This window comes from Streptomyces boninensis, from assembly GCF_048572725.1.
Lineage (GTDB): Bacteria > Actinomycetota > Actinomycetes > Streptomycetales > Streptomycetaceae > Streptomyces > Streptomyces boninensis.
Genome location: NZ_CP183837.1, coordinates 4354712 through 4367183, shown reverse-complemented (window position 1 = coordinate 4367183; position 12472 = coordinate 4354712). Strand labels below are relative to the sequence as shown.

Here is a 12472-nt window from a genome sequence, read left to right as displayed (position 1 = left end):
GGTTCCTGCCGGTTTGACCCGGTGCCGCAGGCCGTACCGGCTTGTGACTCTGTGGTTACTCAGTCCGCATCGACCCCGTCAGGTCACTCCGGTACCGTCGTTCGGGCACGACGGGGGTTGCGTGCGAGCGCGCCTCCGGACGACGACGGAGGGACACCTCGCACCATGATGGGGCGTATCGCTACGACTGCGGCGGCGACGGCCGCGGCGGCTCTGCTGTTGGCCGGGTGTGGCGGCGGTGGGGACGACGGCAAAGCGTCGGACGAGATCAAAGGCACGGACAAGAGCCCGTCCCCTTCGAAGAGTGCGTCGGCTGAGGCCGGAGCGCCGAAGTTCGATCTGCCGTCGGATGTCAAGGTCGAGGTGTCGGACGACGTGACCGGGGACAAGACGAAGGACGCGATCCTTCGGGATCACGGGTTCGCGCTGATGGCAATGCAGGAGTCACTGGCCAAGGCAGAGGCGACCGAGAATTTCAAGCAGTACTGGTCGTCGCAGGCCAATGCGAAGCTGAACCAGTCCTTCAAGGAATACAAGAAGGCAGGGGACACCATTACGGGCGTCGATCGCTTCTACGCGCGCAAGGTCACCTCCGTCAAGGGGAACCGTGCTGCGGTGGCGTATTGCGAGGATCAGAGCAAGGCGTTCGACAAGCATGTGAGCACGGGCAAGGTGTACCGGAACGCGCCCAGCCTGAAGGGCTTCATCGAAGTGCTGACGACGATGGAGAAGGCGGGTGGCCAGTGGAAGGTCGTCGAGTACGTGGGGCGTGAAGGGAGCAAGGAATGCCAGCAGCTCGCCTGAGGCGCCGCGCCGCTTCCATCGCACTGGTGCTGACGGTTTCCGTTGCCTTGCCCCTCGCCGCGGGTGGCGGCGCTGAGGCCGTGCGGAACAAGGACAAGGAAGGGCCGAATGATTCGGAGCCGAGCAGCGGCGGCGACGGCATCGGCTCAAAGGTTTCAAAGATCAAGTACTCGGTGAGCTCGACCGGGACCAGCGGCACCTCCATGGCCAGTGCCGACGCCAACTGGGACCCGCCGAAGTGCTGGTTTGAGCCCCGGTACACCAACGAGGAGCTCGAAAAGCAGAACAAGAAATGGGAGGAAGACGGCGAGTTCTGGGGCGATGATTCGGTTGCAGAGAATCGCAAGAATATGACGGACGCGCGCAAGGGCAAGAAGGGCATGTGGTACGAGCGGACTCCCATGATGGAGACCGACTGCCCCCACACCGCGACGCTGTGGGTCTGGGTGGCCGAGGGTGACCCCGACCCACCCGAGGGCACCGTCGACCCGGAGATCCTCGCCGGACTCGCGTACAAGCACATCAAGCTGCCCAAGCCGCCCGTGCGGCTCAGCCCTTCCGGCGACAAGCAGAAGGTGAACCTTCCGACGCAAGTGAAGTTCGGCAAGGAGCTGGACCGGGCCTGGGCGACTGCGTCGCTCAACATCCCCGAGGCCGGGATCGATATGGCCGCCACCACCGTCGCCGAGCCGTACCAGCTGAAGATCGATGCCGGCACCGACAGCGCCGCGCCGCGCAGCTGCACGTACGACCTTGAGAAGGGCGGCGGCGGTTACCAGGTCAACTCCGCCGACGAGGAGTGCAACGTCACCTACCAGCGCTCCTCCAGAGATGGCACCTACCCGCTGTCCGCGCAGCTCATCTGGAAGGTGACCTGGAACCAGACGGACGGCCCGGACGGCCCGCCCGAGGACGACCCCGCCCTGCCGAATGGCACCACTGTCTACGAGCAGGACGTCACGGTGAAGGAAGTCCAGACCGTCACGCGGTGAGGACCTACGCGGCGGCCAGCCGCTCCGGCAGCCCCGCCGCGTGCACCACCGCGAGTCCCGACACCGCTCGCGTCAGGCACACGTACAGCCGCCGCAGGCCCGTCCGCTCGTCCGGCTCGCCGTCCACGATCGCCGACGGGTCGTCCAGGACGACGTAGTCGTACTCCAGGCCCTTCGCCAGCGACGCCGGGACCAGGGTGAGCCGCGACTCCTGCGTGGTCTCCTCGCCGGGCGAGAGGTACGGGAGGCCCGCCGCCTCCAGGGACTTCGCGATCGCGGGCAGCCGCGCGTCCGCCGCGATCAGGCCGATCGAGCCCTCCTTCTCCAGCGCCGCCAGGCACGCCAGTGCCAGGGCCTCGTCCAGCTCGCCCGGCGCCACCCGCTCGATCGTCAGGTCGCCCGCCGACTCCCGGATGGATGTGGCCTCGGCCAGCCCGGGCGCGATCGTGGGCAGCAGCCTTGATGCGTACGCGATGACCTGGCGCGGGACGCGGAAGCCCTGGGTGAGCTCCTCGACCTGGGAGCCGGGCTTGCCCAGGTGGGCGAGGGCCTCGTCCCAGCTGGCCGTGGCCCACGGGGTGGTGCCCTGCGCGATGTCGCCGAGCACGGTCGCGGAGCCGGTGGAGCAGCGCCGCCCCACCGCGCGGTACTGCATCGGCGACAGGTCCTGCGCCTCGTCGAGGACGACGTGACCGAGGGACGGCGTCCGCTGGACGAGGTCCGTGGCCTCGTCGATCAGGACGGCGTCCGCGGCCGACCACTTCGCCGACTTCACGCTCCGCGCCGGCTTCTGCCAGAGCAGCAGCTTCTGCTCCTCGGGCGTGAGGATCCCGTCCGCCTGCGCGGCCAGAAAGTCCGCGTCCGACAGCAGCCGCAGCACCAGCTTCGCCGGGTCGACGGCCGGCCAGCACGCCTTGACCGCGGCCTTCACGGCGGCGTTACGGGCCACCGAGTCCTGCACGCGGTCGTCCGGGGCCTCGCCGGCCTGCTCCATCCGTACGAGCACGGCGTGCGCGATGCGCTGCGGCAGCGCGTCGCGGGCGGCGCCGTAACGGATGTCGCGGTCGAGGAGCTCCTGCACCAGCTCCTCGAGCTCGTACGCCGGGATCCGCCAGCGCCGCGAGCCGCGGACGACCACGACCGGCTCGGTGGGCATGGCCACGCCCGAGCGGACGGCGCGGCGCAGCACCTCGGCCATCCGCGCGTCGCCCTTGAGGGCGGCGGTGGCGGCGAAGTCGGTGCCGCGGAGCTCGACCTGGGCGGCCTTCTCCATGAGGCCGCCGACCGTGGCCTGCTTGACCGCCAGCTCGCCGAGGGCCGGGAGGACCTGCTCGATGTAGCGGAGGAAGGAGTCGTTCGGGCCGATGACGAGGGTGCCGGTGCGGGCGAGGCGGTCGCGGTGGGCGTAGAGGAGAAACGCGACGCGGTGCAGACCGACGGCGGTCTTGCCGGTGCCGGGCGCGCCCTGCACGCAGACCGTGCCGCCGATGTCCTGGCGGACGAGGGCGTCCTGCTCGGGCTGGATGGTGGCGACGATGTCGCGCATGGGGCCGACGCGCGGCTTCTCGATCTCGCGCTGGAGCAGCTGGGAGGACTTGGCGGCCTCGGTGGGGTCGGAGAGGTGCTCGTCCTCGTACGCCGTGATCTCGCCGCGGTCGTAGCCGAAGCGGCGGCGGAGGGCTACGTCGAGGGGGTCGGTCTTGGAGGCGCGATAGAAGGGCTGCGATACGGGCGCACGCCAGTCGATCACCATCGGGTCGCCGTCGGCGTCGTGGACGTGGCGGCGCCCGATGTAGAAGCTCTCGCCCGCCGTGCCCTCCGCCTGCTCGGCGCCGACGGTGTGGAGATAGTCGAGGCGGCCGAAGAAGAGCGGGGTGTCGGACAGGTCGGCGAGGGCCTTGATGCGCTCGTCGATCTGCGACTGCAGGACCTCGGCGTTGACCCAGTTCGCGGTGACGTCGGCGATGTCGAGCGCCTCGACGTCGGCGCGCATGGCGCGCAGGGCGGTGCGGGATTGCGCGAGGTGGGCGCGCTCGCGTTCGAGGGGATCAGCGGGGTCGGCGGCGGGTCTGGACATGCGTGAGTGCCTCCGGCGGTGGGAGAAGGGGGGGTCTTGTGGTTCTCTCCCGACCGGTTTCCGTCCGGCCGGCGGCACCCCCGGCTACGGCGACCGGGGAGCGGGGCAGACGCGCGATCTTACGGGGCGGCGGGGGTGGGGTCCAACGAATTAGCGGTGAGTACCTGTGTGGTCCATGACTGAGTACCCGCACCCATGGCAGCGGCCGCCCACCGCGCTTGGCTGGGGCCATGACGACGACCTCGTACGCCACGCAGACCGCGCCCACCGCGCCCACCGGCACCGCCGCTTCCGTCGACCTGCCGCACGAGCGCTGGTGGGTCGGGCCGCTCGCGACGACGATCGGCTGCGCTCCTTTCCTGCTGTACATCAGCCAGATCTTCGGAAGCATCGGGCTGCTGCTGCCGGTCGCCCTGCTGCTCCTCGCCTGGGTGCTGCCGCCTCGCCGCAGCCACCGGCCGGTGCGGATCGGGCTGTGTGCGGCGGCGGCTGCCCTGGTCGTGGCGCAGGTGGGGTACGTCGCGCTGATCATGGTGATATGGATGTCCGCGACGTGATGTGGATGTCCGCGACGTGACGTGGATGTCCGCGGACCCGAGTCGGCCGCGCCGCCGTCGTGCTGGTCTCAGGGGTGGCCCCCTCCTCCCGTAGGGGGTCCGGTGCGCCCTGGGTCGTAGGCCGGGGACCGGGCGATTCCGCCCCGGGACCGACGTTTTCAGCCCAGCTCAGACGCACTCTTGAAGCATGAGTACAGCGACAGTCACCCAGCCCGCGGCGGCCGTCTCCGACAGCCCGCCGATCACCACCGTCGCCGCCCGCGCGACCCGCCACCACACCGCCGTCGCCTTCCGCGCCATCCGCGTCTTCGCGGGTGCGGCGGTGAGTGTGGTGCTGCTCGGCGAGTACGGGGAACACGAGGGCAATCACGCCAGGCGGGTCTGAGTACCCGTACCAGCCCGAGGTGAGCGCGCGGACGCTGTCCGCGCCGCCCCGGCCCGCGGTGTGCTGGAGGCATGAAGAGGACCGGCATATCTGAGGACTCGGTACCTGACGACGACGCCCTCGACGACGACGAGCTCGACGCCCTCTACGACGGCCCCCCACCGCCCATCCAGCCCTGGTTCGCCCCGCTGATGGGCACCCTCGTCTTCCTACCGCTGTGGTGCGTCGCCTTCTACCTCGCCGCACTGACCGTCTTCGCCACAGACCCGTGCAACCCGGCCCCCTGCACCGAGCTCTACGCCGCCATCGACCGCCTGTGGTGGGCCTGGCGGCTCGCACCGGCGCCGCTCGTCCTGGCCTGGCTCCTGACCCCCTGGCGCCGCGCCCACGCCGTCCGGATCCTGCTGTCCTTCCTTGCCCCGGCGGCCCTCGTCACCGCCTACGCCCTGCTGATCGACCTGCCTCCGGCGGTGTGAGCGGCGTCAGCGGGTGGCATTCAGGTCGATATCGATGTCGTACGGGACGCTGAGCTTGAGGCGGTCGTGGTGGACGCCCGTGGTCACGTAGGTCTTCGTGGCCGGGTCCAGTTCGAAGACGAAGACCGCGGGCTTGCCACGCACGTTCTCCACCCGCCAGAAGTGCTGAATCCCCGCCTTTGCGTACTTCAACGGCTTGGTTTCCCTGTCCCTGTCCTCGGAGTCCGCAGAGACAACCTCGACGGCCAGCACAACGCCATCGGCCGGGTACTTGGTCACCTCGGGCCCGGTGACTGTATCGGCGCGGATCACGATCAGATCCGGCTCTGGTCGCTGTTTGGGGTCGATCAGGATGGTCATTTCCCGGCGAACATCGAGATCGTCAGGGATGGTGCGCAGCAGTCCGCGCTCCAGAATGCGCATCGCCAGCTGGTGAAACTCGGTCTGCGGGCTCACGAAGACGAGACTCCCGTCGATTAGCTCCGTATGCGGAGGCAAGTCGGGGAGCGTGTCCAGGTCGTCGGCCGTCCAACCCTCTGGGGGTGGAGTCGGCCAGATCCGCTTTGGCTGCGGAGGCTCTGCGTGCTCCGGGGCAACGCTCATTGCTAGTGCTCCCATACGACGGAGTCTCGCCAATAGGGCAAGGCTACCCAGAGTGAACGCCCAATTCGCCACTCGAACCGGCGACCGAGCCGTTCGCGTTGACGCCTGCGCCTGCGCCTACGCCTCCTCCCCCGCCAGCAAGTCATCCGCATCCACGATCCGATACGCATACCCCTGCTCCGCCAGGAACCGCTGCCGATGCGCCGCAAAATCCTGGTCGATCGTGTCGCGCGCCACCACCGAGTAGAAGCGTGCCTCGTGGCCGTCCTCCTTCGGCCGCAGCACCCGGCCGAGGCGCTGGGCTTCCTCCTGGCGGGAGCCGAAGGTGCCGGAGACCTGGATGGCGACCGTGGCTTCTGGGAGGTCGATGGAGAAGTTGGCGACCTTGGACACCACCAGGACGCTGATCTCGCCTTCCCGGAAGGCGTTGAAGAGCTTTTCGCGGACGGCGTTGGTCGTCTCGCCCTTGATCACCGGGGCGTCCAGGTGCTCGCCCAGCTCGTCGAGCTGGTCGATGTACTGGCCGATGACGAGGGTCTGCTCGCCCTTGTGCTTGGCGACCAGGGCCTCGGCGACCTTCTGCTTCGTCGCCGTCGTCGCGCAGAAGCGGTACTTCTCCTCGGTCTCCGCCGTCGCGTACGCCAGCCGCTCCGAGTCCGTCAGATTGACCCGTACCTCCACGCAGTCCGCCGGCGCGATATACCCCTGCGCCTCGATCTCCTTCCACGGCGCGTCGAAGCGCTTGGGGCCGATCAGCGAGAAGACGTCCGACTCGCGGCCGTCCTCCCGGACCAGCGTCGCCGTCAGGCCGAGGCGCCGGCGCGCCTGCAGGTCCGCCGTGAACTTGAACACCGGGGCCGGGAGCAGGTGCACCTCGTCGTAGACGATCAGGCCCCAGTCGCGGGAGTCGAAGAGCTCCAGGTGCGGGAAGATGCCCTTCCGCTTCGTCGTCACCACCTGGTACGTGGCGATGGTGACCGGGCGGATCTCCTTCTTCTGCCCGCTGTACTCGCCGATCTCGTCCGCGGTGAGCGACGTCCGCTTGATCAGCTCGCTCTTCCACTGGCGGGCGGAGACGGTGTTGGTGACGAGGATGAGGGTGGTGGCCTTGGCCTCCGCCATCGCCCCGGCGCCGACCAGCGTCTTGCCCGCGCCGCAGGGCAGGACCACGACGCCGGAGCCGCCGTGCCAGAAGCCCTCGACCGCCTGCTTCTGGTACGGGCGCAGCGACCAGGTGCTCTCGTCCAGCTCGATCGGGTGCGCCTCGCCGTCCACGTAACCGGCGAGGTCCTCGGCCGGCCAGCCCAGCTTCAGCAGCGTCTGCTTGATCTGGCCGCGCTCGGACGGGTGCACGGCGACGGTGTCGGGGTCGAGGCGGGCGCCGACCAGCGGCTGGATGCGCTTGGAGCGGAGGATCTCCTCGAGGACCGGACGGTCGGTGGTGCTGAGGACAAGACCGTGGGTCGGGTGCTTGGTGAGGGTCAGGCGGCCGTAGCGCGCCATCGTCTCGGCCACGTCGATGAGGAGGGCGTGCGGGACGGGATAGCGGCTGTACTGGACGAGGGCGTCCACCACCTGCTCGGCGTCGTGCCCGGCGGCGCGGGCGTTCCACAGACCGAGCGGCGTGACGCGATACGTGTGGATGTGCTCGGGCGCGCGCTCCAGCTCGGCGAAGGGCGCGATGGCGCGACGGCAGTCGTCGGCGAGCTCATGGTCGACTTCGAGCAGGAGCGTCTTGTCGCTCTGGACGATGAGTGGTCCGTTCACACTGCACCCTTCCCTGACGGGCGGCCGGACCCTCCCCTGGCGGAGCCGGTCATCACGGCCAAACGTCCAGTGTGCCGCATGCGCGGTGGCGCGGGCGGGTGATCAGGCCTCGTCCAGCTCTGCCACGCCGGTGATCCGGTGCAGCGGATACGTCCGGACCTCGTCCGCCGTGTGGTCGTACGCCGTGACGAAGCCGCCCTCGACCTTTATGGGGGCGATGACGCGTTGGCTGGCGGCGCCGTCGGCGTTGACGTAGCCGATCCATAGGGCCTCGCCTGAGAGGACCGCGGACTGCATGGTGGCGAGGGTGTCGGCTGCGGTGCCGCGGGGGAGGGAGCCGTTCGCGGACGCCGATGCCGAGGCTGATGACGATGCCGGTACGGGCTCCGGCTTGCGGTGTGGCGCCGTGGCCGCGTGGTCGCCTGCGCGGATGGCGCGGACTGCCGCTGTGAGGAGGGTGCCGTCCGGGGGTGGGGGGCCGTCCGGGACCGGGGACGGGGCGGTGCGGGGTGGGGTGCGGTGGGCGGTGGTGCGGGCGATCAGGACGTCGCCTTCCGCGGACTCGGCGGCGGGGGCGTAACCCATCTCGCGCAGGCGCTCCAGGAGGATGTCCGGGGCTGTTTGCGAGACCAGGATCGCCGGGGCCAGGCGGCGCAGGCGGAGGCCTGATGAGCGGCGGTCGGCGAGGATCTCGGACAGGAGGGTGTCGTCGTCGCAGCGGACGTATGAGGAGGCCGCGCCGATGCGCAGCTGGCCGTGTTTGCGGGCCACGTCGTCGATCAGGTACGTGAGGGGCTGCGGGACCGGGGTGCGGGAGTGGGCCGCGAGGAAATCGTGCAGCTCCGCGGCCGCCTTGCCCGCGTCCAGGGCGCGGCGGACCGAGGCGGGGGTGAAGCGGTAGACCGTGGCGCCGCCCTTGGACTCGATGTCCGCCAGGACGCCGAGCGTCTCGGCGAGGGGGCGCTGGAGGGGGCCGGGGGCCACGGCGGTCAGGTCTGCCTGGAGGAGGACGTGGTCGAGGGGCTCGGGGAGGAGAGGGGCGAGGGTGCGGGCCGCCGCCTCGGTGGCGGTGGCCAGCTCGGTGGAGGTGAGGGTGGGGCTCGGCGTACCCGGCCCGCCCAGGACGGCGCGGCCCGGTGACGAGAGGGCGCCGCGGGCCGTAACGCCGAGCAACTCCGCCTCGGTCAGCGCCCATTGGGCCAGCCTCGTACGAAGGTCTTGGTGGTCGTCGTCCGTCGGGTCGCCATGGCGGAGGGGGCGCTCCCAGCGGAGGCGGGCCAGCAGCGCCGTGTGGTCCGCGGCCGTGCCCTCGGGGAGGTCGGTGAGGAGGGTGAGGACGCGGCGGCGGACCTCCGGTGCGGCGCCGCGGTCGAGGCCGTCGCCGAGGGCCGACAGGGCGCGGCCCTTCGTGTCGCGGCCGCCGATCAGGCCGGGGACGCGGGTGGCGGTCAGCCAGGCGGCGGCGAGCGAGGCCCAGCGGCGCTCGGCGGGGAGGCGCTGCCAGTCGTCGTACGCGGGGGTGGGCGCATAGCGCTCGTCGGCCTCGCCGTCGGAGGCCACCAGGCCCGCGGCGAAGGCGAGTTCGACCCAGAAGGCGGCGGTCGGCTCGGCGCAGTCCAGCGAGACCGCGGTGCGCTTCAGGTCGCGTACGGCCAGGCCGCCGGCGCGGAGTACGGATGGGGGCTGGGACGCCCAGGTGGTGAGCAGGTCGTTTATGGCGTCCAGGGCCAGGAGGGCCTGGCCCGCGGCCGTGGCGTCGACTGTGGCCGGCTTGTGTTCGTACGCGGCCGTGACCTGGGGCGGGAGCGGGTCCACCGTGCGGTGGGCGCGGCCGCCGCGGAGGTGGAGGGCTGCCTCGCGGGGCAGTACGACGTGGCCGGGGGCGGTGGGGAGGAGCAGGCCCCGGTCGAGGAGCCAGCGGACCGGGTGGGCGGGCGAGGCGGAGACGGTGCCGTACGGCGGGCCCCAGACGAGGCGGTCGAGGAGCTCTGCCGATTCGGGCGGGGCGGAGGCGAGCAGGGCCTCCATGCGGGGGCGGTCGCTGAAGAGGGCGGCCAGGGCGGTGGCTGCCGAGACGCCGTCGTGGGTGGGCGGGAGGCCGGTGGACTCCAGGAGCTGCTGGAGGCGGATGGGGGACATGCCGGCGGCTGCGTCGGTGACTGGAGGGCCCAGGCCGGTGGGGGGTGGAGGGCCGCCTGAGGGTGGGGAGAGGAGTTCGCGGGCGGTGCGGACCAGGTGCAGTACGCCGGACTCTTCCGGGCCCCAGACGAGGGCGCGAGCGCGGAGGCGCCTTACGGCGCCGGGGAGCGCGTCCGACACGTCGGGCGCCTTGTCCTCGCCTGCCATGAGGGCGTCGAGGGTTTCGTACGGGCAGGGGTCCTGGGCCACCGCCAGGGCCTCGGCGGTCTGGAGGGCGAAGCGGTCGAGGCGTTCGACGGCGCGGAGGACGGAGGCGCGGGTTCCTGCGCGGGTGGCGAGCTGGGTGATGTCGTTCGGGACCGGGGAGAGCAGGTCGGGGCGCAGGTGGAGGAGGTCCGCGAGGGCGTCGTCGGGGCGAGCGCGGAGGTCCTCGGCGAGGGTTCGGGGGGCGCCGGTGGTCATTCTGCCTACCGTACCGGGGCGCGGCGTGGTGGCCGCGGGCATCCTGTGGCTTCGCCACGGATGTCCTCAAGCGCCGGACGGGCTTGATTGGTGGGTGGGCCGGGCAGAGTTCCTCCTCCCGGGGGGATGGATCAAGCTTGGTGGGCTCTCGCTCCGGTACGGTCGACGCGTAAGCCAACAGCGTGCTGCTGCAGGGGTATCGGGTGGGTATCGAGAGCGATCAGCTCGTTTACGACTATCTGAGCAAGGTGGGTGACATCGCGCAGCAGCGCGCGCTGTCGTCGGCGCAGCGGATGCGGCTGGTGACGGAGTTGCGGGCGAATATTGATCGGGTGCGGGCCGCGGAGGGGGCGCAGAGCGCGGATCAGGTCAAGCGGATCCTGAAGCGGTTCGGCAGTCCTGGGTCGGTGGTGGATGCCATTGCCGAGGATCCGTCCGTCGGTGTGCCGGATGTGGCGGCTCAGCCGCAGCCCTCGGGGCGCGGCTTCTCCGTGAAGATGCCCAAGGTGCCTCGGCCGTGCAGGTCCGACGCGCGGCCCGCGGAGCCGCCCCGTAGCACCGCCGCCTCGCCGCCTCATCTGGCCGGGGAGGACGAACTCGACCACGGGGACGCCGGGCCCGACTGGTGGCGGGTCGAGGCCGGGCCGCTGGATGCGATGCCGGGGCAGGGGGTCGGCGATACGGTCCCGGGGTTCACCGGTGGCATCACGGTGCCCGAGATTCTGCGGCCGCCGCCGAAGGAGGGTGACGAGCCCGTCAAGCTGCGGAAGCAGCGGGCCGCGGAGGAGGACGACGACGAAGAGGGCGACGAGGAAGAGGAATACGAGGAGGCGGAGGACTACGGGGGGCGTGCTCGTCCTGTCGTACAGATTCTCCGGAGTGTCGGGCCGCTCGAACTCCTTGCCATCCTCTGCCTGCTGGCCGGCACCGTCACCGGGGTGTGGGTGGTGTTGGTGATCGGCTGGCTGCTGGTTTACGCGTCGCGGCGGTTGTCGCGGGGCGAGGTGAAGGTCGTTGTCTTCGGGGTGCCGGGGACGGTTGCCGTGGGGATGCTGGTGTGGCTGTGGGGGCGGGCCGATGGGCGGTGGGGGGAGCCGTTGGCCGAGGAGCGGTTCAATGCCGCGCTGATGGACTCGCTGCCGTGGGCGGTGCGGGTGGCGGCTGTCGCCTCGGCCGCGTTGTTGTTCTGGCGGGCGAGGCGACAGCTGCGGTGATTACGCCAGGTCCTTCTGCATTTCGTCGAGGATCTTGGCGGCGGCGGTGTAGCCGATGCCCTGCATCCAGAGTTCGTCGTTGACGTGGAAGGCCTTGTTGTCCTTGACGGCCTTCATGTTCTTCCAGAGCGGGCTTTTGAGGGCCTTGGCCTCGCCGGACTTCGCGGTGGAGCCGTACGAGGTGTAGAAGATGGCGTCCGCGTCGGCCTTGTCGAGCTGTTCGGGGCTGACCTCGACGGTGAAGCCGGGGCGTTCGCCCTTGTCGGCCTCCTTGATGATGGCGGCCGGGCGGCCTACGCCGACGTCCTGGAGGATGGTGCCGATGTAGTTCTTGTCGGCGTAGATCCGGGTGTCCATGCCCTCCATGAAGCGGAGGACGTTGACCGTGGTGTCCTTGGCCTTGGCCGGGCCGCCGAGGGCCTTGGTGACCTGGCCCACGTGCTTGTCGTAGTCGGCTACGACCGTCTTGGCCTCGTCCTCCTTGCCGAGCGCCTTGGCGTGCAGGTCGAAGTTCTCCTTCCACGGGGCGCCGACCTCCTCGGCGAACACCGTGGGGGCGATCTCCTTGAGCTGGTCGTAGCGCTGGCCGTCGCGGAACTTGCTCGACAGGATCAGGTCGGGCTTGAGCCCGGCGATGGTCTCCAGGTTGGGGTTGCCGATGGTGCCGACGTCCTTGATGCCCTCGACCTGGTCCTTCGGCAGGTAGTTGAGGAACTTCGACTCGACGTCGGCGCGGACGGCGCCCACCGGCTTCACGCCGAGGGTGATGGCCGAGTCCAGCTCCGGGGTGTCGAGGACGACTACGCGCTGCGGGTCGGTGGGGACCTTCACGTCGCCCATCGCGGTCTTGATGGTGTGGGTGGCGGAGTCCGCCTTCTCGGAACCGGAGTCCGAGTCGGAGCCGCAGGCCGCGAGGGTGACGGCGGCGGTGGTGGCGAGGGCGGCCGCGGTAAGGCTGCGGCGGCGGGCGGGGGTGCGGAGCATCGGGTGCGGGCC

General features: G+C 70.5%; 11 protein-coding genes. 6 read left to right on the top strand and 5 right to left on the bottom strand.

All coding sequences use genetic code 11. From position 1 onward, the window contains the following. The first annotated feature begins 165 nt into the window (after window positions 1-165). Window positions 166-804, top strand: coding sequence for a hypothetical protein (locus ACNNMR_RS19755; RefSeq protein WP_419995966.1), 639 nt, complete (start codon window positions 166-168; stop codon window positions 802-804). Further along, window positions 786-1796: a hypothetical protein gene (locus ACNNMR_RS19750; protein WP_419995965.1), complete on the top strand. Its 1011-nt coding sequence runs from the start codon at window positions 786-788 to the stop codon at window positions 1794-1796. The genes ACNNMR_RS19755 and ACNNMR_RS19750 overlap by 19 nt, the downstream gene beginning before the upstream one ends. A 4-nt stretch (window positions 1797-1800) precedes the next feature. Here ACNNMR_RS19750 and ACNNMR_RS19745 read toward each other — a convergent pair whose 3' ends face one another. Then, window positions 1801-3873 carry a HelD family protein gene (locus ACNNMR_RS19745; RefSeq protein ID WP_419995964.1) on the bottom strand — a complete coding sequence of 691 codons (2073 nt, stop codon included), beginning with the start codon at window positions 3871-3873 and terminating at the stop codon, window positions 1801-1803. 230 nt (window positions 3874-4103) lie between these two features. On the opposite strand from ACNNMR_RS19745, the gene ACNNMR_RS19740 reads away from it, so the two are divergent. The 3 genes from ACNNMR_RS19740 to ACNNMR_RS19730 all read left to right on the top strand — a co-directional run bounded on the left by ACNNMR_RS19740 (window position 4104) and on the right by ACNNMR_RS19730 (window position 5291). Further along, window positions 4104-4430: a hypothetical protein gene (locus ACNNMR_RS19740; RefSeq protein ID WP_419995963.1), complete on the top strand. Its 327-nt coding sequence runs from the start codon at window positions 4104-4106 to the stop codon at window positions 4428-4430. Between the two features lie 187 nt (window positions 4431-4617). After that, complete coding sequence (locus ACNNMR_RS19735; protein WP_419995962.1) at window positions 4618-4815, top strand: hypothetical protein; 198 nt, start codon at window positions 4618-4620, stop codon at window positions 4813-4815. 71 nt (window positions 4816-4886) lie between these two features. After that, window positions 4887-5291: a hypothetical protein gene (locus ACNNMR_RS19730; protein WP_419995961.1), complete on the top strand. Its 405-nt coding sequence runs from the start codon at window positions 4887-4889 to the stop codon at window positions 5289-5291. A 6-nt stretch (window positions 5292-5297) separates the two neighbouring features. Here ACNNMR_RS19730 and ACNNMR_RS19725 read toward each other — a convergent pair whose 3' ends face one another. From ACNNMR_RS19725 to ACNNMR_RS19715, 3 genes are all read right to left on the bottom strand, one after another. After that, window positions 5298-5894: a Uma2 family endonuclease gene (locus ACNNMR_RS19725; protein WP_419995960.1), complete on the bottom strand. Its 597-nt coding sequence runs from the start codon at window positions 5892-5894 to the stop codon at window positions 5298-5300. A 117-nt stretch (window positions 5895-6011) separates the two neighbouring features. Then, the gene (locus ACNNMR_RS19720) at window positions 6012-7661 is read right to left on the bottom strand and encodes a DNA repair helicase XPB (protein WP_419995959.1); all 1650 of its coding nucleotides are present in this window, start codon (window positions 7659-7661) and stop codon (window positions 6012-6014) included. Between the two features lie 102 nt (window positions 7662-7763). Further along, the gene (locus ACNNMR_RS19715) at window positions 7764-10262 is read right to left on the bottom strand and encodes a helicase C-terminal domain-containing protein (protein ID WP_419995958.1); all 2499 of its coding nucleotides are present in this window, start codon (window positions 10260-10262) and stop codon (window positions 7764-7766) included. A 182-nt stretch (window positions 10263-10444) separates the two neighbouring features. Between ACNNMR_RS19715 and ACNNMR_RS19710 the strand changes: the two genes are divergently transcribed. Further along, on the top strand, window positions 10445-11476 hold the full coding sequence (locus tag ACNNMR_RS19710) for a hypothetical protein (RefSeq protein ID WP_419995957.1): 1032 nt from the start codon (window positions 10445-10447) through the stop codon (window positions 11474-11476). Here ACNNMR_RS19710 and ACNNMR_RS19705 read toward each other — a convergent pair whose 3' ends face one another. Continuing rightward, window positions 11477-12460 (bottom strand): ABC transporter substrate-binding protein, encoded by a 984-nt coding sequence (locus ACNNMR_RS19705; protein WP_419995956.1) that lies wholly within the window; start codon window positions 12458-12460, stop codon window positions 11477-11479. Window positions 12461-12472 lie beyond the last annotated feature (12 nt).